Source organism: Lentibacillus populi (assembly GCA_014642895.1).
Classification (GTDB): Bacteria; Bacillota; Bacilli; order Bacillales; family Amphibacillaceae; genus Lentibacillus_C; species Lentibacillus_C populi.
In genome coordinates this window covers 1-21,809 of sequence record BMJD01000041.1, presented here as the reverse complement: position 1 = coordinate 21,809, position 21,809 = coordinate 1, and the positions used below count along the sequence as shown (strand labels likewise).

Annotated in this window: 16 protein-coding genes and 1 tRNA gene; 4 read left to right on the top strand and 13 right to left on the bottom strand. The window is 41.7% G+C overall.

Going from position 1 to position 21,809, the window contains the following annotated elements:
• Positions 1-122: 122 nt before the first annotated feature.
• Positions 123-1,412 (bottom strand): NCS2 family permease, encoded by a 1,290-nt coding sequence (locus IEX12_RS18450; RefSeq protein WP_188725648.1) that lies wholly within the window; start codon positions 1,410-1,412, stop codon positions 123-125.
• A 292-nt stretch (positions 1,413-1,704) separates the two neighbouring features.
• On the opposite strand from IEX12_RS18450, the gene IEX12_RS18445 reads away from it, so the two are divergent.
• Complete coding sequence (locus IEX12_RS18445) at positions 1,705-2,223, top strand: hypothetical protein (RefSeq protein ID WP_188725647.1); 519 nt, start codon at positions 1,705-1,707, stop codon at positions 2,221-2,223.
• A 184-nt stretch (positions 2,224-2,407) separates the two neighbouring features.
• Here IEX12_RS18445 and odhB read toward each other — a convergent pair whose 3' ends face one another.
• The 10 genes from odhB to IEX12_RS18395 all read right to left on the bottom strand — a co-directional run bounded on the left by odhB (position 2,408) and on the right by IEX12_RS18395 (position 13,938).
• Positions 2,408-3,670 (bottom strand): 2-oxoglutarate dehydrogenase complex dihydrolipoyllysine-residue succinyltransferase, encoded by a 1,263-nt coding sequence (odhB, locus tag IEX12_RS18440; protein WP_188725646.1) that lies wholly within the window; start codon positions 3,668-3,670, stop codon positions 2,408-2,410.
• Positions 3,657-6,521: a 2-oxoglutarate dehydrogenase E1 component gene (locus tag IEX12_RS18435; protein WP_088049596.1), complete on the bottom strand. Its 2,865-nt coding sequence runs from the start codon at positions 6,519-6,521 to the stop codon at positions 3,657-3,659. The genes odhB and IEX12_RS18435 overlap by 14 nt, the downstream gene beginning before the upstream one ends.
• Before the next feature lie 491 nt (positions 6,522-7,012).
• Complete coding sequence (gene trmL, locus IEX12_RS18430) at positions 7,013-7,486, bottom strand: tRNA (uridine(34)/cytosine(34)/5-carboxymethylaminomethyluridine(34)-2'-O)-methyltransferase TrmL (protein ID WP_088049595.1); 474 nt, start codon at positions 7,484-7,486, stop codon at positions 7,013-7,015.
• 44 nt (positions 7,487-7,530) lie between these two features.
• Positions 7,531-8,379 carry an amidase domain-containing protein gene (locus tag IEX12_RS18425; RefSeq protein ID WP_088049594.1) on the bottom strand — a complete coding sequence of 283 codons (849 nt, stop codon included), beginning with the start codon at positions 8,377-8,379 and terminating at the stop codon, positions 7,531-7,533.
• A 590-nt stretch (positions 8,380-8,969) separates the two neighbouring features.
• Positions 8,970-9,494: a methylated-DNA--[protein]-cysteine S-methyltransferase gene (locus IEX12_RS18420; protein WP_102415567.1), complete on the bottom strand. Its 525-nt coding sequence runs from the start codon at positions 9,492-9,494 to the stop codon at positions 8,970-8,972.
• A gap of 23 nt (positions 9,495-9,517) precedes the next feature.
• On the bottom strand, positions 9,518-10,657 hold the full coding sequence (gene queG, locus IEX12_RS18415) for a tRNA epoxyqueuosine(34) reductase QueG (protein WP_102415568.1): 1,140 nt from the start codon (positions 10,655-10,657) through the stop codon (positions 9,518-9,520).
• Between the two features lie 5 nt (positions 10,658-10,662).
• A complete protein-coding gene (locus IEX12_RS18410) occupies positions 10,663-10,968 on the bottom strand; it encodes a hypothetical protein (protein ID WP_102415569.1) in 306 nt (101 codons plus the stop codon).
• Between the two features lie 22 nt (positions 10,969-10,990).
• Positions 10,991-12,700, bottom strand: coding sequence for an ABC-ATPase domain-containing protein (locus IEX12_RS18405; protein WP_188725645.1), 1,710 nt, complete (start codon positions 12,698-12,700; stop codon positions 10,991-10,993).
• Positions 12,701-12,941: 241 nt separating this feature from the next.
• Positions 12,942-13,015: transfer RNA gene (locus tag IEX12_RS18400), tRNA-Gly, on the bottom strand.
• Between the two features lie 233 nt (positions 13,016-13,248).
• The gene (locus IEX12_RS18395; RefSeq protein ID WP_155555062.1) at positions 13,249-13,938 is read right to left on the bottom strand and encodes a Crp/Fnr family transcriptional regulator; all 690 of its coding nucleotides are present in this window, start codon (positions 13,936-13,938) and stop codon (positions 13,249-13,251) included.
• Positions 13,939-14,262: 324 nt separating this feature from the next.
• On the opposite strand from IEX12_RS18395, the gene dat reads away from it, so the two are divergent.
• The 3 genes from dat (at position 14,263) to IEX12_RS18380 (ending at position 17,801) form a co-directional block, all read left to right on the top strand.
• Entirely contained in the window at positions 14,263-15,138 is an 876-nt protein-coding gene (gene dat / locus IEX12_RS18390) for a D-amino-acid transaminase (protein ID WP_102415572.1), read from the top strand.
• A 74-nt stretch (positions 15,139-15,212) separates the two neighbouring features.
• Positions 15,213-15,716, top strand: a complete 504-nt coding sequence (locus tag IEX12_RS18385) for a DNA topology modulation protein (protein WP_088049587.1) — start codon at positions 15,213-15,215, stop codon at positions 15,714-15,716.
• Between the two features lie 84 nt (positions 15,717-15,800).
• Positions 15,801-17,801 carry a S9 family peptidase gene (locus tag IEX12_RS18380; RefSeq protein ID WP_188725644.1) on the top strand — a complete coding sequence of 667 codons (2,001 nt, stop codon included), beginning with the start codon at positions 15,801-15,803 and terminating at the stop codon, positions 17,799-17,801.
• Between the two features lie 268 nt (positions 17,802-18,069).
• On the opposite strand, the gene IEX12_RS18375 is transcribed toward IEX12_RS18380, so the two are convergent.
• Positions 18,070-19,029: an alpha/beta hydrolase gene (locus tag IEX12_RS18375; RefSeq protein WP_088049585.1), complete on the bottom strand. Its 960-nt coding sequence runs from the start codon at positions 19,027-19,029 to the stop codon at positions 18,070-18,072.
• A 149-nt stretch (positions 19,030-19,178) separates the two neighbouring features.
• Positions 19,179-21,413, bottom strand: coding sequence for a YhgE/Pip domain-containing protein (locus IEX12_RS18370; RefSeq protein ID WP_088049584.1), 2,235 nt, complete (start codon positions 21,411-21,413; stop codon positions 19,179-19,181).
• Positions 21,414-21,809: the final 396 nt, after the last annotated feature.

Genomic DNA, 21,809 nt, shown 5'->3' with positions numbered 1-21,809 from the left:
ACACGTAACTGAGGTCTTTCTTGTTGTCTAGGAAATTATAAAATTTGGTGGCTGTGGATAACTTAATAACCGGATAAGCCACGTCCGGCTCCAGTGCCTTTGTTCATTTCATATATTACTTGTTAATGCGCGGGGAAAAAGATCATTTGCAGCACAAAAATAATCCCGAACAAATATAAAATCCAGTGAACATCCTTCCCTTTCCCGCTAACTAATTTCAATAATGGATACGTAATAAACCCGATTGATATTCCAGTTGCAATACTTGACGTCAATGGCATCGTTAAAATAATCGCAAACGCTGGGAATGCTTCATCAAACGTCTTCCAGTCGATTCGTGCCAGCCCCTCCATCATGAAACATCCGACAATGATCAAAACGGGTGCTGTAATGGCTGACAGATTGGCAATCGCCCCAATGATCGGTGTAAAAAATATCGATATGGCAAAAAGAATTGCTATAACTACGGACGTCAAACCAGTTCTACCACCCGCCGCTACACCAGAAGTCGATTCGACATAGGCAGTTGAAGGACTTGTCCCAAACATCGATCCAATTGTAGTGGCAGTCGCATCAGCCATGAGTGCTGCTTTCGCACGTGGCAGTTTGCCATTTTTCATAAAACCAGCTTGTTCAGCTACGCCAATTAATGTACCTGTTGTATCAAAAATGGTAACAAGTAAAAAGGCAAACACAATGGTGTATAGTCCATTACTAAATACACCGGCAACATCCATATCAAAAAATACTGGTACTGGCGGTGCCGAAACAACCCCATCAAACTTTAATTGCCCCGTAAAAAAGCCAATCACCCCTGTTGCGATCATGCCAATAAACAATGCACCCTTCACATTCCAAGTCATCAGAATTAAAGTAATAAACAATCCGGCTAGTGTTAATATGGTTCCAGGGGCATGTAAATCACCAAAACCAACCATATTGGCTTCATTTGGAACAACAATTCCCGACATTTTTAGCCCTAAAAAAGCAATAAACAGGCCAATCCCAGATGTAATCCCAAATTTCAATGATGACGGAATTGCTTCGATTAATGTCTCGCGCAATGTGGTAAAGCTTAATAACATAAAAATAATACCTGCTAGAAATACCGTTCCAAATATAACTTGATACGATAAACCCTGTGTGGCAACAACACTGGCAAAATACGCATTCATCCCCATTCCTGGAGCAATCGCAATTGGATAATTTGCAAAAAATGCCATACACAACGTTCCAACTACTGCGGAAATAACGGTAGCCATAAACACTTGATTAAAAGGGACTCCTGCAGAAGAAAGAATTGCCGGATTAACAACGATAATATAAACCATGGTAAGAAATGTTGTCACGCCACCAACTATCTCTGTTCGGATATTTGTATTGTTTTGCTTTAGTTTAAATAATTTATCCATCTGTTACACCTACAATCACGAATAATTTAAATCAACACTTAATATATTATTCGTTTTTATTGGTTTTTGCAATAGATCAGAAATAAATTTATGTAAAATTGTATTTCCAATGTAAATAGTTATCCGAAAATACCATTTTCTCTATGTGAAAATTCAATTTTAAGTAGTGTTCTTTAGTGAGAAATTAAAATTTAACTTCATGACTAATTTGGCAAACATGGTATAATAGAATATATCCCAACTCTCGGGGTCTACTAACATGAAATAATATATAGAAGGGTGGTCGTATAATATGGGCGAAGATTTACAAATAGTATTGGAACAAATTAATAAGATAAACACGAGATTGGATTCTATTGATGGAAAAGTTGATACTTTTGATAGTAATTTCGATTCCCTTGATGCAAAGGTTGGCACCTTTGATAGTAAATTCGATTCCCTTGATGCAAAGGTTGGCACTTTTGATAGTAAATTTGATTCCCTTGATGCAAGGGTTGGCGCTTTTGAAAGTAAATTCGATTCCCTTGATGCAAGGGTTGGCGCTTTTGAAAGTAAATTCGATTCCCTTGATGCAGGGGTTGGCGCTTTTGAAAGTAAATTCGATTCATATGAGAGCAGATTTAAATCATTCGAGCAAACAACGAAAAAAGAATTTAGCAATATACAACTAAAAATCAAAAATCTTCATGAATTCGTTGAAATGAACCACACATTGATCAAGACCAATCACGCAATGACTATTAAACATTTGAAGTCCACGCAAAATGATGTACAGCTAATCAAAAAGCAGACGGAAAAAATGCAGAAATGAAACCCGATATAGAAGGGCTAAACGAGACAGTCTCCGAAATGCAAGCTGATATAAAGTTGTTAAAAAGAGTTACAACAAATTAGTATTCAACTATGTCATCTATTCCCACATATAGCTTTCCGAGTAAATTACCATAAAACACAAAAAGCCTCACCCTGTACCATCAAAGTGAGGCTTTTATATATTATCCTTCCAACAACAAATCGTAAGGATCTTCCAAAAGTTGTTTAATACGCACCAGGAATTGGACTGCTTCTTTACCGTCAACAACACGGTGATCATATGATAAAGCCAGGTACATCATTGGTCGAACTTCAATGGTATCATCCGGCATAACCATTGGCCGTTTAACGATATTGTGCATTCCAAGGATACCAACCTGTGGTGCATTTAAAATAGGTGTCGACATCATGGAGCCGAATGTTCCGCCATTCGTAATCGTAAATGTACCACCTTGCAGGTCATTTAACGATAATTCTTTGTTTTTTGCCTTCTGCCCTAAATTGCCGATTTCGCGCTCAATACCAGCGAAGTCTAATCGGTCCGCATCACGAACAACTGGTACGACGAGACCTTCATCTGTTGATACTGCGATACCAATATCATAGAATTTTTTCAACACTAGTTCATTACCTTGAATTTCCGAGTTAATTAGTGGAAATTCTTTCAAAGCGCCAACTACTGCTTTGGTAAAGAACGACATAAATCCAAGTTTGACATCATGTTTTTTAATAAAGTTTTCTTTACGCTGGCTGCGGAGCTTCATAACCGCAGTCATGTCTACTTCATTAAACGTCGTCAACATTGCTGCTTCATGCTGCACTTCAACAAGACGGTTAGCGATTGTTTGACGGCGTCGTGACATTTTTATCCGTTCAACAGGTTTGTCAAATTCCGTTTTCTCCGTATTTTTAGGTGCTGCTGTTTTAGCCGGTTTTTCCTGTTTTTGTTCATTTCCACCTTTGGCTGCTGCTTCAACATCTTCAGGACGAACCCGGCCTAGCGGATCGCGTGTACTTACCTGGCTAAGATCAATGTTTAATTCACGAGCCCGTTTTCTGGCTGCAGGTGATGCGATAACACCTTGGTCCGATTTTGTTTCATCCTGCTTTTCATCCTGCTTTGGTGCTGCTTGTTTCGGCCCTTCTTTTGGTGCTTCTTCTTCTGCTTTTGGTTCTGCTTTTTCCCCTGAAGCATCACCGCCAGCTTCTCCATTTTCATCTACTTTTGCGATAACATCCCCTACTTCGACATCATCACCTTCACTCGCGACAATCTCAACAAGTACACCTGCAGAATCAGCGTTTACTTCGACGTTTACTTTGTCGGTCTCCAGTTCAACTACCGGATCGCCCTTCTCGATTTTGTCACCCTTTTTTACTAACCATTCAGCGATTGTGCCTTCTGTGATGGACTCAGCTAGTTCTGGAATCTTAATTTCTTTCACTGGAATCTCCTCCTATTGATTCATTGATTGCTTCACGGACGATTTGGTTTTGTTCTGTTTTATGCACATTCGGTTCGCCAACTGCAGGGGCTGCACGATCAGGCCGGCCAATATAGCGTAAAGTTTGACCGTCTTTTAGCAAATCACGTAAATAATCATCAACAAAGTCCCAAGCTCCCATGTTTTTTGGTTCTTCCTGTACCCAAACGATTTCCTCAACGTTTGGCATTTCTGCTAATTCTTTTGCTAATTCTTCCTCAGGGAAAGGATAAATTTGCTCTAGTCTTAATACCCGTAACCAGTCAAAGCTTTCTTCTGATTTATCAAGAGCCTCCTCAATGTCCACCATTACTTTTCCGCTTCCGATCAGCAAGCGTTTCGCATCCTCCTTGCTCACTTTTAAATTAGGCTGTGAGCGTAACGCCTGGAATCTCCCTTCCGAAAATTCCTCAGCACTCGATGCAACACGCTGATTACGCAAAAGACTTTTCGGTGTCATTAGGATAAGCGGTCTTGCTTCCTCACGTCCGCGCATTGCCGCCTGACGACGAATCAAATGGAAGAACTGTGCGGATGATGTAACATTGGCTACAATGATGTTGTTTTCTGCGGCCAACTGCAAATATCTTTCCAAACGGGCACTGGAATGCTCCGGTCCTTGACCTTCATATCCGTGCGGCAGCAAAATAACCATGTTTGATTTCTCGCCCCATTTTGCCCGGGCTGCCGAAATAAACTGATCAAAAATAACTTGGGCCGCATTGGCAAAATCACCAAATTGTGCTTCCCACAGCACTAATGTATTCGGTGATTGAACACTATACCCATATTCATAGCCTAAAACTCCTGCTTCTGAAAGCGGGCTGTTCCGAATATCAAAAGATGCTTTGGCCTCATCCAGACCATGCATTAAGCAATAGGAATCCTGCTTCTTCACATCATGTAACACAATATGACGATGGGCAAATGTCCCCCGCTCTGAGTCCTGCCCTGTTAGCCGGACCGGAATCCCGTCCTGTAAAATGGAAGCATATGTCAACGCTTCGCCAGCACCCCAGTCGGCTTTATTGCCTTCCTCCAGGACATTTTCACGCCGCTTCAGGATTTTTTCCAGCTTCTTGAATCCGGTAAATCCTTCTGGGCGTTTCAACAATCCTTTATTTAATGCTTTCAATTGCTCAAGTGGGACAGCTGTATCAAATTGGTCGATATCATTTGTTAACGCTTTGGGCATGCATTTTGCTTCCGCTTCACCGGTGTCGTTTTCTCTCATACTGTCAAAAATGTCACGCAAACTGCTTTCTACCTGATCTTTTATTTTTGCCAGGCTTCCTTCCTCAATAATGCCATCCCTCGTTAATACATCAGTAAAAACCTGTGCAACGGTTGGGTGTTTATCGATATCTTGATAGAGCTGTGGTTGTGTTGTTCTTGGCTCATCCATTTCGTTATGGCCATAACGACGGTAGCCAACCAAATCAATCAAAAAGTCTTTATGAAACTCTTTACGGTATTCATAAGCAAGATTCATTGCCGATACACAGGCAATTGGATCATCCGCATTCACATGAATAATCGGGATTTCATAGCCTTTTGCCAAATCACTTGCATATCGGGTTGAGCGTCCATCTCTTTGGTCTGTTGTATAGCCAACAAGGTTATTTGCAATTAAATGAAGTGTCCCGCCTGTATGGTAACCAGGCAGCCCGCTTAAATTCAGCGATTCAGCGACAACTCCCTCCCCAATAAAGGCGGCGTCCCCATGAATTAACACATTAAACGCCTTGTTAACGTCCTGTTTTGGATATCCTTTTTCCGAACGAGTATCCTGTGCTGCACGGGTAAATCCTTGAACAACCGGGTTGACAAATTCCAAATGAGACGGATTGTGCGCCAACGTAATATGGGTGGACATTTCTTCACTGTCCTTCACTTCCGTTGTTGCCCCGAAGTGATACTTTACATCACCAGTCCAGCCATAATTAATCCCAGTTGAACCTTCTGAAGGAATCAATTCCTTATCCGGTGAATGATGAAATTCGGAAAAAATCTTATCGTACGGTTTTCCCAAAATATGTGACAATACACTTAGCCGACCACGGTGTGCCATCCCCATCATAATATGTTCAATTTTGTCGGATGTCGCATGCTTCACAATTTGGTCCAGCATTGGAATCATTACCTCTAAGCCTTCAATCGAAAAGCGCTTTTGTCCAACAAACGTTTTTTGTAAAAATCCTTCAAAACCTTCTACATGGGCAAGACGCTCCAGTAAATGTTTCTTTTCTTCGTCTGAAAGCGATAGTTGGTACTTTCCAGATTCGATTCGTTCCAATAGCCATTTACGTTCGTCATCATTGTTGACATGATCATATTCAAACGTTATTGTACCGCAATAATATTTTTTCAATTGCTCCATAACTTCAAATCCATTGTCGACACCAGTCGGTGCTTCCTCCCATAACCATGATGCCGGGATATTTTTTAAATCCTCTTCTGATAATCCATAGGTTTTCGGATTGACAATGTCTGACTTTCGGTTTTTATCGCGTCCAACCGGATAAATATCAGCTTCCAAGTGTCCATAACGACGAATAGCCTCAACAAGTTTCATTGCTGAGGTCAGTTTTTTCACATCGCTTATGGAAGGTGATGCTGCTGATGTTTCTGCTGCACCATTCGTATAATGCGTCCAGTTGGGGGCTCCATGCTGTTCAAAAAGTTCTCGTAAAGATGAATCAATAGCTTCAGGATCCTCTTTGTATAAGTCATATTGTTCTTCAATATACCCCATGTTAGGACCATAAAATTTTCCCCAGAATCTCTCACTCGATTCTTCATTCTGTGCCACGTCTTATACCCCCATTAGCAGTTAACTTTCTCCGTTTCGTAACGGTATTATCACATTCCGTATCCATTATAGAACGGTCGAATGACTTCATCAACTAATATACCCTATTTTATGCCGATAAACAATATAAGACACCATCAGCGGTTAAACTTTTTAAATGTCGATATTTTGTAAAAAAGAAAGGTCAGGTTATATAAGATAAAACCCGATTTAGAGATGTTTTTCATTTGTCTCTTCGGATTTTTTATAACTATCCCCGCAAATAGTTCACATCCGGAAAATTATTCGGTATAATAAGGACATATTAATTAACGATAATCTTTTTACATACAGTTATAAAAGGGAGGCAACAGAACATGAAAATGGCATTGTTAATGGGAGTTATTGTTACATTTATTGTATCTTGCTTTACTTCAGGTTATGAAGCAAAGCCCGGGAAACCAACAAAACAATAAAAAGAAAGCTGCCCCGTTTTATAGCGGAGCAGCTTTTTATTTCAAGCCATGAAACCCTTGTTGTCTTAACGCTTCATACACAATAATTGCTGCAGTATTGGATAAGTTCAGTGACCGTACCTTATCAGTCATATGAATTCGTAAACATTTATCTTCTTTTCCCTCTAACAAGTTTTTGGGAATTCCGTTCGTTTCCCTGCCAAATACAAAAAACAGGTCTTCCGCCGTATTACTATAATCATAATCCGTGTAATATTTTTTTCCGAAGTTTTCAATATAGTAAAAGTTACCATCTGGATATGTCCGGTATAATGCTTCGAGTGAATCGTATTCCCGAATATCTACATGTTTCCAATAATCGAGTCCAGCCCGCCTTACCATTTTATCATCGGTAGAAAATCCAAGCGGGTGGATTAAATGTAGTGTTGCACCTACTGCTAAGCATGTTCTAGCTATATTTCCTGTATTTGCTGGAATTTCTGGCTGATATAAAACAACGTGTAAACTCACAATTCATTCTCCTTACCTTGTTAAATACGAAGATTATTATACCACTACTCGCCAATGCGGAAAAACTTATAGTTGATATTCGGCGTCCATGCAGTTGAATCTTCGTACGACCAATACCGGTTGCGGCTGTTATCTGTATGGGCATTGACAAGCGGCATTCCATACGCATCCTTCGCCACGACAATTGTCGTGTGATTCCACTTGTCGTCCCCTTCAAAATCATAGCAAATCACATCACCAGGGATTAGCTCCTCAGCTGATTCCATTTCTTTCCCTTTTAAACCCTTTGTTGAACCGCTTAAATACCAGCGAAGCGAATGAGCTACTGCCCAGCTGAAACTCCAATTGTCATTTTGGTACCACCACCCGTTCCCCCTGTCTGGTGCCCCCCGCATTGGCGCCCCTCCAGCATAAAGACACTGCGAAATATAGTTTGTACAATCGACAGTAAATGTGCGAAAAGCAGGATTATAGCTGTTCCACCAACGTTCTGCATATTTCACTGCAGCTAACCTATCATAAGAAAAGCGATGTTCCTCCAAATCTCGTTCCCCGTCAGATGGCAGTATCTTATTTTCACCGGTATTTTCAAGCTTTCGGTCTAGGGGCAGATGTTCAATCTTTTGATCGCTGCTAATTCGAAATTGGAACGGTACTACTTGCTCTTCACGGTAAAAATATTCCCCTTGTTTCATTAAATAGGATACATGCAAATTATATTGAAAGGTTGATCCCCGATCATAACGCAACTCCTGGAAAATATGTCCATTCCCCTGAATGCGGCTAATTTCTACTCCCCGCTCTTTGCATAAATCTTTTTTCCGCCTCCACCATTCTTCATGCGTAACTTCTGATTGAAAGAAATCAACCCACCAATCCTTTACTATTTCCATAAAAAATCCCCTCCATTACATATATATGGAGAGAAAGGTTGTCTCAAGAATTGATTTTTAAAGAGTGTGTTCAAAAAGGAGGATGAAAAGGACCGAGGTCGGCTAAGTTCTCGGGCGTCCTGTTGCAACGCCGACACTAGCGCGTCCAGTAGTCACAGTTCAAGGCAGCGTAGTTTCGAGCAGCTCACCTTGCACAGGAAGTGCTGACTTCTGCTGTTGGCGATTGTCGTGGGTGGTTTTAGCAGAAGGTCCCCTATGCAATTAGATACATGAGCAGCGGAGAAACAAGCCAACGAGCTTCCACAGGATGTGGTGACTTCGACGTTCGACACAGGACGTGTCGGAATTTAGTCGAAGATCCCCTATGCAATTAGATACATGAGCAGCGGAGAAACAAGCCAACGAGCTTCCACAGGATGTGGTGACTTCGACGTTCGACACAGGACGTGTCGGAATTTAGTCGAAGATCCCCTTATCTCGAAGTGTCATTTTCACCGGACTTTTTGAACATCCTCTTAAACTTGAATCCCGAACAATGCTTCCGTTTTCCTGAATGTTGTTAACTCCAAAAATAATTACCTTTGAATTATTCACACTAGCAAAACTTGTTCATGCTGCAGTAAATATTCTTTTTTATCCAGTCCACCATTGTACCCGACCATTTTCCCGTTTGTACCAATTACCCTGTGGCACGGTACAACAATTGAGAACGGGTTCTTGTTGACTGCCCCGCCGACTGCCCGCACTGCTTTCGGATTGCCAATTGTTACAGCAATATCCTTATATGTTTTCGTCACACCATATGGAATCGTATCACATAGAGCCTGCCAGACTTTTTGCTGAAATGGGGTTCCGTGAAAAGCAAAATTGAACGAAAATTCCTGACTTTTACGTTGAAAATACGCCTGAAGCTGTTCTTTTACATGGTTCACTTTCTTTGCATCCTGTACAAACACCGGATGGTCAAAATAACGATCTCCCCACTTTTGCAGCTGTGTTTCCAAATCGGCCATTAAGCCGTAATCGATCCGAACGATTCTTTGGCCGTCACTAATGATTAATAATGAACCGACTGGTGAAACCATTTCGTCGTAATACAGCTTTGTTTCTCCCATATTTATTCCCCCCTTTTCTATCATTAGTATCTGTTCTTCTGGAAATCTAACCCTTTCTCCATTTCGAACAAAACCTGATCATCAGTTTCCTTTTCCATTGCTTCCTTAATTGCTGTAATTGCTTCATCCGTGCCAATTTTCCCAAGTGTCCACGCTGCAGTTCCGCGAATGACCGGACGCGGATCATTGTTCATCACTGCAACTAATTCGTCTACAGCTGTTTCATCTTTAAAATGTGCAAGTGCGATTATCGCATTTCGCTGAATGGGCTTCTTCCCACGCCAGGAACCAGCCATATGACCAAACGTCTCCTTAAATTCCCGATTCGATATGCGCAACATCGGTTTCAGCTTCGGTTTGGCAGCTTCCGGTTGTGGTTCAGCTTCGGGGTGAAAATGAAAATCCATTTGTTTATTTTTCGGACAAACCTGCTGGCATGTATCACAGCCATATACACGGTTACCAAGCTCCACACGGAATTCATCGGCCAAAAATCCTTTTGTCTGGGTTAAAAATGATAAACAGCGCTGGGCATTTAACTGGCCGCCCTGAACAAGTGCTCCGGTTGGACAAGCATCAAGACACTTGCGGCAATCTCCACAGCTATCCTCAACCGGTGAGTCCGGGATAAACGGGATATTTGTGATTAATTCACCAAGGTAAACATAGGAGCCAAACTCGGGCGTAATAATGGCACAATTTTTACCACTGAAACCAATACCTGCTCGTTCAGCCACCGCACGGTCCGAAAGCTCGCCTGTATCCACCATCACTTTAGTGGAGGCCCCTGGAACCTTTTCCTCAATAAATGCAGACAGTTTCTCCAGGCGCTCCCTTAAAATAACATGATAATCGGTTCCCCAGGATGCCCGGCAAAAAATCCCGCGACGCTCCTCCCTGGTTCCCTTTGGTGCGTTCTTCATACGTGAGGGGTAAGCAATGGCAATGGACAGGATCGATTGTGCTTCCGGCAATAATCGCTTTGGTTCGGTCCGTTCCTCGATCGATCCCTTTTCAAACCCGGATTGATAGCCGAGAGTTTGCTGACGTTTGAGCCGTTCTTTTAATTCTCCAAACACATCGGCAGAAGCAAAGCCAATTTTATCGATGCCTATTTCCTTGCTGTATGCAACTATTTCTTGTTTCAGCTGTCCTACATCCATTGAACTCACTTCCTCTTTCTTGTACATAGATCCCATACCATTCCCAATTCCAATTCCTTAACGTTGATAGTGAACTGTGTTGCATCGGCAGTAAATTGCGCAAGTATATCCGTAGTGAACCGGGTAATATCGGCAGGTAAACTGGTAATATCAACAGTAAAGCACTGAATATCGACAGGTAAACTCGGAACATCAACAGTAAAGCACTGAATATCGGCAGGTAAACTCGGAACATCGACAGTAAAGCACTGAATATCGGCAGGTAAACTCGGAACATCGACAGTAAATTGCATTATATCTACAGTAACCACGTAACCCCGGCAGTGAACCGCCCTAATCCAGTTGGCTTACCTTTAATGTCCGGATTCGGTTCAATACGGCAGCAATTTCATATTTGCGTGGGCGGGCAATATCACCGGGATGCTGGTTTGGAAATGCTGTAAATGAAGCCAACCCATTATGATCTATTTTTCGCTCTATTGTCGTAAGCAATTCCGATAAAGAACCTGCCTTTTCCAATCCATTCGTCCGGTCCAAATAGGAAATTATCTCGGCAATCATCCGGGTTTGTGATGCGTCTGCCAATTGTTCGGTCTGACCAAATGAAATTTCTGTTCTTCCCATCAGGATTTTGGTTAACCCTTTTGCCTGCGTTTTGGCCCGCTTTCCTTTTTGTGTTTGCAGGCTGCTCTGCTTTAAACGCCGATCCGAGATAACACCAAACTTTCCGGTATTGGCATGATTCCGCTCCATTGGATATTGCTCCATAATTGCCTTAGCCTTCTCCGTTACATTATGCGGCACGTATTCATCCATCATCATCACTTCATCGGCTACTGCAAAATAATCACCGGAACCTCCCATTACAAGGATGGTTGAGACATCAAGCTGATCACGCATTTGTTTCACCTTGTCAATAAAAGGTGTAATTGGCTCCTGTTCTTGTTTCACCAACTGTTGCATGCGATGATCCCGAATCATAAAGTTGGTTGCACTCGTGTCCTCGTCGATCAGTAATGTTGTCGCACCAGCCTCTAGTGCTTCCATTACATTTGCTGCTTGTGATGTACTGCCACTTGCATTTTCTGTTGAGAAAAATTGTGTGTCCTGTTTATGTGGCAGGTTCGAAATAAATGGCGAAATGTTTACCCCGGTAATCTGCCGGCCATCCTCTGCACGAATTTTTACCGCATCTGGATCGGTAAGGACAAATTCACGCCCATCACCCTTCGTATGGGAGTAAACCCCACGTTCAATTGCTTCCAGAACCGTACTTTTACCATGATAGCCACCACCAACAATTAAGGTGATTCCTTTTTTGATAGCCATTCCAGTGATCGGTTCTGTTCGGTGCGGGATGCTGATCGCAACTTCATTTTCTTCCGGGCTTTGAAACGGAACCGCCTGTTTAAGTGGACGATTGCTTACACCGCTCTCTCTTGGCAAACTTGCGCCATTAGCAATAAAGGCAACCCAGCCCTGATCCCGCATTTCGATTCGAATCGCTTCCTGCTGATCGGCCAATTGCACAGCCCGTTCAATTTCTTGATCGGTAATGGTAAAGATCGATTTTTGCATAATAGAAGGAATCACTTGCGCAAATAACTTTTCCGCTTCCCTGCCGTTTATTCGTCTCCCATTCGCAGGTAAACCAACCGAGATACAAATCGTTGTACTAGCTGAATCGATCTGAACGGCACTTCTTTCCAGTATTTCCTGACCCGGTGTATCAAACAGAATTGCCCCGCTCTTGCCGGATCCTTTCACCTGAAGTCTGCCTCCAGCAACTGCTCTCCCTACTGTTCGCGCAATTGCATCTTCTGCTGCCACTTTACGACAGGACGTTTCTATCCATTCCTCTTTTATGGAACGTTGTTGTGGTGGCACAACGATACGAATTTTTGATGGTGAAGCAAAAGGATCTCCTTGCACATAATCAATATAAAGGCTAAAACGGTCGTATTTGTAGTGCCCTTGTAGACTTTTGTACGCCTTATACCCTTTTCCATCAAGTTGTTTTAACTGTTGCATTAAATTTTTCATGTAAATCCCTCAATATTTTAATATTTATTCCTTAAGAATACTATCTGGGAAGCCTTTTATTCAAGTAATGCGGCTAATTATAACCGCGGGATACTCAGATGTAACAGTCGCACCGTTATATGTAAAGCACACTATCCGCTGGAGCTGGACGCGGCCCCTCTCGACTATCCAATTTCTTAAACAATAAAAAACGCAACGCTTCGTATATTAAATAACGAAACACTGCGTTATGACATATGTATGGAGCGGGTGAAGGGAATCGAACCCTCATCATCAGCTTGGAAGGCTGAGGTTTTACCACTAAACTACACCCGCATTCCGCATTTTTTCAATGCATTTTTTATTATACCAACTGACTCGCCATGAATCAAGAGAAATTTGTCGTTTTTTTATAGAAAATAACAAGGGGCTGGGACATAATTAAAACGTTCAACTCTAAAAACGAACAATGCTCTACTTTAGCGAAGTATATTTCCGGAGCGGGGTTATGCACAAATCATCATATAGTTCGGATTTTTCTTTGATAAAAACACTTTTGTCCCAGCCTCCTACAATATACAATTTTCTACACCGCATTGATCACAAGCAAGTAATTTTTTTAAATACCCTATCTCCTTCACCAAAAAGTATTTATTATCATTTGTCAGTATCCCCTGCGATTTCCATTTGTTCACAATCCGGCTTACCGTTTCTCTGGAAATTCCGACATACATGCTGACATCGCGGATCATGACCGGCTCGGTTATTCGGACTCCGTTCGGGGTGACAACCCCGTACATGTTAGCAAAACGGACAAAGACAGATGCGACAGCGCCCTCCGAACCAAACATGAGAAAATCCCGTGTTTGGGCTTTGCTTGCTTCCAAGGACTCAGCAACCCATTTCGTGAACTGTAATCCCAATTTCCCGTTCTCCCCTAAGATGGTTTCAATTCCTTGCCTTTCCAGTGATAATAGAATACTATCCTTTGTTGCTTTAGCTGTGTTTGAGTACTTTTTCCCGCTAAAAATACCGATCTCACCGAAGCAATCTTGCTCACCGCGGATAAAAACTGTTATCTCTTTATTTTCACCCAGATCCTTAAAAAGGCGGATTTCACCCTTTTGAATAAAATATAAGTAATCTGCGCGACTTCCTTCCGTAAAAATCATTTCGCCCTTTTTTACAGAAAATCGTTTTGTATTGGCAATCAGCATATCATGATCATGGCTATCCAATCGTTGCAATAAAGGTTCCATTTGCCATCACAGTCCTTTTCCTAAGATAGACGGGAAAAAGGTGCAATCCCCGAACAACAATACGAATGCTTTTCTTTATTAATACCATTATATAGAAGCCTCTAAACAAAAACTATGATATTTATCACTCAAATTATAAAATGAAACCTCATTCGGTTAGGATTTGCGACGCACAGGACGTGACGGTTTTAGCTTGCCCTTCCTCCCCACCCTCCCGTTTTTTGAATTACGTACACTTTGTGGTGTAGTGATAAATTAATTCCTCATTTACAAGTTCAGCAGGAAGATATAGAATAGGCTTATGCTTTTATGGGAGGCGAAAGAATGGCGAACTATCCAATTATTTTATCGCAAACGAAATTTACCCATCGTGACACACTGCAGTATCCTTATGAAGAACGCGGATTACAGTTTGGCGATGGTGTATACGAAGTTATCCGTATCTATAACGGAAAATACTACCTGCTTGAGGAGCACATCAATCGTTTGTTCCGGTCAGCAGAGGCCGTAAAAATTGCGTTGCCATTTACCAAAGATGAGCTTACAAATTTATTAAACACGTTATTGCAAAAAAATGAGGTCGAAACAGATGCCAAAGTATATCTTCAAGCTACTCGAGGATCAGCCCCACGAGAGCACACATTCCCTGAGGATGTTCCAGCTAATGTATACGCATATGTAACAGCATTATCACGTAACCTGGAGTTTTTGAAAAATGGTGTTGGAACGATTACGAAGCGTGATGTCCGCTGGGAAAACTGCTATATTAAGAGCTTGAACCTGCTGCCTAATGTTCTGGCAAAACAAGAAGCAAAAGAACATGGCTGCTATGAAGCAATTTTGCATAAAGACGGGTTTGTAACCGAGTGCAGTTCATCTAATGTCTACCTGGTTAGAAACGGTGAAATTTTCACCCATCCGGCAACAAACAACATTTTGCATGGCTGTGTACGGATACGCGTTGAACAATTTGCGAAAAAGCTTGGGATACCCTTTAACGAGGAAGGATTTTCGGTTGAAGATATCGCACTGGCAGATGAATTATTTTTATCCAGCAGCACGTCGGAAATCATGCCGATCATTTCGGTTGATGGAAAAACAATAGCGGACGGAAAACCGGGTGCGACTACCAAACAGCTTCAGGCAGAATACGAAAAAGATGCAGTAATTTTACCGAATCAGGTCACACAGACAACCTAACACACCATAGCGTACTCCCCCTTGCCACTTTTGTAAGGGGGTTTTTCGGTTCACAAATGATGAGGAGGAACGCCATGAAAAAAATTATGATTGTCGGCTCTGGTGGTGCAGGCAAGTCAACATTGGCAAAACAGCTTGGGGAAAAGCTTGATATACCAGTTTATCATCTTGATGCCATCTTCTGGCAGCCAGGGTGGCGGCCAATTGAACGTCAAGCATTAGTTCAAGCACAACAGCATATCATAAATCGGGATACGTGGATTATCGATGGAAACTACAGTTCAACAATGGATATTCGGCTCAAACATGCTGATACGGTCATTTTCCTGCATTACAGCACCATTCGCTGTTTATATGGAATTGTAAAACGCCGGATTCAATACCACAAGAAAACGCGACCCGATATTGGAAAGGATTGCCCCGAAAAACTTGACCTTGAATTTGTTCAATGGGTTTACCAATTTAATAAGAGCAAAGCTCCAATCATTCATCAAAAATTAAATCAGCAGCGAGATACAACCATTCATATTTTTAATCGTCCAAAACAAACAAAGAACTTTCTGAAAAACGTAAACTAGTATTTCTAAAATTCTATTATTCTAATTGATTCGAAACTCGAAATAGTTTAAAATTAACAAAACGATTAATTGGAGGATATTTCTATGCCAAAAGTGAAACGAGCATTAGCCGTTGAAGATTTAACAAAAATTGCCATGTACAGTGACCCGCAAATCGCGCCAAATGAAGATACATATGCATTTGTTTCCGCTACGGTAAATGATGATAACGAGTACCAATCACAATTGTTTTTGCAAAAAATTAACGGAGGAGAACCCAAGCAATGGACGTTTACTAACGCCAAAAATAGTCATCCACGGTTCTCCCCAGACGGGAAGAAACTTGTTTTTCAGTCGACACGGAGCGGGCTGTCCCAGCTTTGGATAGTTCCAACAAACGGCGGCGAGGCACAACAACTGACATTTTTCAAAAATGGTGCCGTTAATCCGGAATGGTCAAAGGATGGGAAATATCTCGTCTTTACCGCTAGCTTGAAAGAGAATGATGACGTTGGGAATCAGCACGAACAAACCAAGGAAGAACGGCAAAAGGAAAAAGAACAGCAAGCAAAGGAGCCAATTGTCATTGATCGTCTAAAGCATAAGTCTGATGCACATGGATTTCATGATGACAAACGTGCTCAATTAGTACTTTATGATGTAGAGAAAGCTACCTTTACCCAGCTGACGGTTAACGATACCGATCATGGATTTGAGGATATTTCGCCTGATGGAAATCTTATACTTTTTTCCGCAAACCTTGACGATGATGCTGATTATGCTTTAACAAATGATCTTTTCATGTTAAATCTGGCAACAAAGGATGTAACCAAACTAACGGATGGAAATGGGTCATACGGCAATGCCAGATTCTCGCCAAGCGGTGATAAAATTGCTTGCTTCGGCCATGAATATGCCTATAGCGGGGCGACATTAAACGAGCTGTATGTGTTTGATGTTGCAACGAAAGAACGCACGTGTTTAAGTTCAAAAGTTGATATGCAGCTTGGTGATGTCATGGTTGGCGATTCACGAATGGGTTACTCGACGGAAGGTCCGGTTTGGTCGCTTGCTGAGGATAAATTATTCTTTATCGGCAGTGATCACGGTACAACAGGGCTCTACCAAGCTGACTTAAAAGGCAATATCGAGGTGTTATATAAAGATAACAATCATGTCTTCGGTTTTTCCTATAACGGAGTGGACAATACATTTATTCTTGGGATCAGTACCCCAACAAATCCATGTAACTTTTATCAGTGGAAAAATACGGAACTGACTCAATTAACAAATGCCAATGCGGAACTTTTAGAAGAGGTTTCTCTTAGTGAACCGGAAACAATAACGATTACTGCAGAGGATGGCTCGGAAATTCAGGGCTGGCTTCTGCATCCGTATGATTTTAAAGAAGATAAAAAATATCCATTTGTATTAGAAATTCACGGAGGTCCGCATGCGATGTACGGGCAAACGTTTTTTCATGAACTGCAATTACTTGCTGCAAAAGGATATGTTGTCCTGTACACCAATCCTAGAGGAAGTCATGGTTACGGACAGGAATTTGTGAACGCATGCCGGGAAAACTACGGAAATGGTGATTATACCGATTTAATGTCCGCTGTCGATTATGCCCTGGAAAACTATGACTTTATCGATAACGATCGGCTTGGGGTAACCGGGGGAAGCTATGGCGGCTTTATGACAAACTGGATCGTCGGACACACAAACCGCTTCAAAGCAGCAGTTACACAGCGTTCTATCTGTAACTGGCTAAGCTTCTACGGTGTCAGTGATATCGGCTACTTTTTCACAGAATGGGAACTTGGCAAAAATTTGTTAGACGATCCCGCCAAGCTATGGGATTTTTCACCGTTGAAATATGCCGAAAATGTAGAAACGCCGCTGTTAATCGTACATGGCGAACAAGACTTGCGCTGTCCAATCGAGCAAGGTGAACAATTATTTATTACTCTAAAGCATCTGAAGAAGGAAGTTGCATTTGTCCGTTTCCCTGGTGCCAATCATGAATTAAGCAGAAGCGGCAACCCGGAAATGCGAATAGCGCGTTTAAATCATATTTGCGGTTGGTTTGAGAAATATTTGTAGAGATTTATTGGGGTGAGCTGGCACGTGTGATGTGCCAGCTCTTTTTGTACAGATAAAATATGGTATGCTCTCGTTCCGGTTGAAATTTCCGCTCTCCGGTTGATGTTCTCCCTATACCGTTGGTGTTTAGTGCTCTACGGTTGATGTTCGGCCCCTCCCGTTGATACCCGCGCTCTCCAGTTTGATATTCGCCACCACCGGTTGATGTTCCAGCTGGGTTATCCCTTCTTTCCCTAATCCACACAAAAATAAGCAGCCATACGACTGCTTATTCCTTCACATATTTACGCAAAAACGCGCTAAGTTTATTTTCATAACGCTCGCGGTCTACAACAAATGATTCCCCATGTCCAGCTCCATCAACAATCATGAGTTCGGCATTGCTTTTCGTATTTTCATAAAGTTCCTTGGACATCTCCGTCGGGACAAATGAATCGGCATTGCCGTGGAAATAAAGTATCGGAACTTCCGCCTTTTTCACCTGATCCAGCGCAGATGCTTCGGATAATGAGTAATCTGCCTTCATATCTGTCACCAGGCTTGTTGTTGGCAATACTGGAAATGTCGGGATATGAAACATGCGCTTCATTTGATAGGCGAACATTTCTTTCACACTAGTATATGCGCTGTCTGAAACGATAGCTTTAACATTGTTCGGAAGCTCTTCCCCGCTTGTCATTAAAACGGTTGCCGCACCCATCGATACGCCATGCAATACAATTTCAGTATCCGGACCCAATTTGTCAATCAGCAAACCGATCCAATCCACATAGTCTAAACGGTCGTGCCAGCCAAATCCGATGTAATCTCCTTCACTTTGTCCATGACCACGAGCATCCGGCATCAACACGTTATACCCAAGTTCCTGATAATAATATTGGGCGTACAATCCCATGTCCTTACCTTTCCCAAGATAACCATGTGCTAATATAACGGTTTTATTTGTCGGTTTCTTCGCTGGTAAAAAATAGCCTTTTAGTGTTAATCCATCGAAAGAGTTCATTTCCAATTCTTCAAATTTCTGATTGTCTACCCATGTACGCCAATCGCCATCCATAAAAACTTCCATTGCTTCAGCAGATACTTCCAGATCACTATTGCCCTGGAGGAAATCCTTCTGGTTGCGATCAATTGCCAAATTATAAAAATAAAAGCTTGCTGCGATATTTATGATTAATAGGATAATGATAAGTCCAATAACAATTTTTAAGCCTTTTTTTTGTTCCACATGCTATCTCCTCCCTAGAAATTTCTATTCTATTATAGCAAAAAAATCAACTCTCTTACTGACCAAATGACGTTGGTACTTCTTAGCAATGCAAAAGTGAAAAAGCGAGCAGCATAAGCTACTCGCCCCCATTGCTCCTATAAATTATGCTAATGGAATAATCCCGATTCCTTCGACTTTTTCATCAGCAATTTCGTTTTACTGTTAATTGGCCCTTTCAGGAAAGTACCTAATAGTAATGCCGCAATACCGAATATCGCCAGGAACAATATGTCATGATAAGCGCGTTCCCAGACAATCCCGCCTACCGCCTCACGCATCAGGTCAACCGCATAGGTAAACGGCAGGAATGGATTAATTGTCTGGAAAAATTCAGGCAGCAAAACGACAGGGTAGGTACCGCCAGATCCAGCTATTTGCAGGACGAGAAAGACAATCGCTACTGCTTTTCCGACATCGCCAAATACCGATACCAGTGTGTAAACAGTTAACATAAACACGATACTAACGAACAGACCAAACAGTACAAACCAAAGGGCCGCCTTTACATCAACAGCAATTAAGAAAAGATCACCAAGCGTGACAATTAATGTCTGAACGAGTCCAATCGTCATAAAGGTGAAAAGTCGTCCAAAATAAGTTTGCCTGATCGTATAGGCTTCAGCATTTTTAATATCAACAGCCAGCAGTGAGATAAGCAGTAAAGCACCTACCCAAATCGCCAGTACCGTGTAGAACGGTGTCATCCCTGTTCCATAATTAGGAATTGGGAATAGCTTATTTTCGTTAAGCTCAACCGGCTGGGCAAAAAAACCACGTTCTGCTTCCGGATCATTTTGCAGCAGCTGAATAATTTCGTTAATATCGGTTTCTCCCTGAATATCGCGAATACGATCGGCCAGCTGATTCACCTTGTCATTTACATACGGAAATTGACCAAGTACATGTTCCAATGTGTCTTTTCCTTCACCAAGGTTATCACCCGTACGATTTAAAATCCTTTCCACTTCAGGAATGGTTGACTGTATTTCGACTAAAATTCCTCTGGCCTGGGATAAGGTATTTTTAGCCCTATCGATCTCTTGTAAAACGGTTGGTTCAATATTTTCCTTATATTCTTTGACAAAGGCATCGATGTTTTTCGCCGTCGTTGCTGTTATATCCTGCAAATCGGAAATAACGCTATCGACCTCTGCTTTTTTATCCTCAATGAATGAATTTATTTTATTGGCGTTCCCCTGCGCTTCCTGAAGCCCCGATTTTAATGTTTCTAATTCCTCTAAGGCTTTATCAATCTGCTCATTTTGATTATTAGGTTGCTGATTGTTCGGGTCCTCCAGGTTTCCACCAGCGTTTTGCTCCTGGTCTGTACCGCCATTTTTTCCCTGCTCATTATTTTGTGCTTGTAATTGACGCAATGCCTCTTCAACAGTATTAATCCGCTCAATAGCTTCATTTACTTTCCCGTTTAACTGGTCACTTATTTCTTTACCAGTGCTGAAATCAATATCGGTTCCCTGCACCTTGCTGATAAAATTGTTCGCCTCAGCGGCTATTTTCTGAATCTTCTCCAAATCCTGTTTAATTTTCGGCGCCATTTCATTTAAACGCGCTTCACCTTTTTTTAAAAAGGCTGTCGTCTCATCAATCGTCTGCAAACCATTATTCGTTACTTGCTTTGCATCAGGAACTAATCCTTGTGCTTTCTTGACAATTTCCTGTGCACTAGTAGCATCAGACATCGATTCGTTTAGTAATTGATGAATTTCCGGCAGCTTTTTCTCCATTGTAAAAACATAATTTTCAAATCGTTTAATATCAGGCAAGTCACTTTCCAATTCAATTCCAATTTTGTTAAACATGTCGAAAATGACCCCATTAACGGTTGAAATGAAATTACTGCTGATTTGTTCCACAATCGCGCTTGCACCTTTTTCGGTAATTTTAGGCGCAACCGCATTAAGTTTTTCATTCACGTAATATTCGACCTTAGCTTTTTCCGGATTATCACTAATAACGGTACCTAGTTTTTCGGAAAAATTTTTCGGAATCACAATCACCGCGTAATAATCACCATACTTCACCTTATCCATTGCCTTATCACGATTGACAAATTGCCAATCCATATCATCGTTTTTCTTTAACGTTTTGACTAAATCATCGCCAACATGAATTTCCTGATCGCGAACCATTGCCCCGGCATCTTCATTTACCACTCCGACTGGTATTTGGTCTGTCTGCCCATACGGATCCCAGGACGCTTTAATATTAAACCAGGCGTACAGTGACGGTAAAATGATTAAGCCGCCAATCAAGATGGCAGCTACCCAATTTGTTCCGATATTTTTTAAGTCTGTTTTAAAGATTCTAAAGCTGTTTTTCATAAATCTCTTCCTTATTTGATTGTCGTAAATGAACCACGATTCATTTCGCTTATTATGACTATGTATTATAGCAATATTTTCAAGGTAATTCCACTGGGAAAAATAATCCTAATATTGTCTATTTTGGGAGTATGAAGATCGGCCGGAATTTGTATCAAATTATAAAAGGTCGGAATGGAGGGAACTTGTTAAATCACAGTTCCCTCCATCCCGACCTCTTCCCCTGACCTCCTGCCTCTGTTTTACAAGTGCCGTCTCTCCATCAAATGAATCCCAACTCTAGTCATCGCAACCCCCATTGAATGACCCCACCTTATCATCCTTTCGGAATGCTTGAAGGTAGGGCTTCCTGTTTCACAGACCATTGCATCTTAGGGGATTCCTAAGACGTCTTAC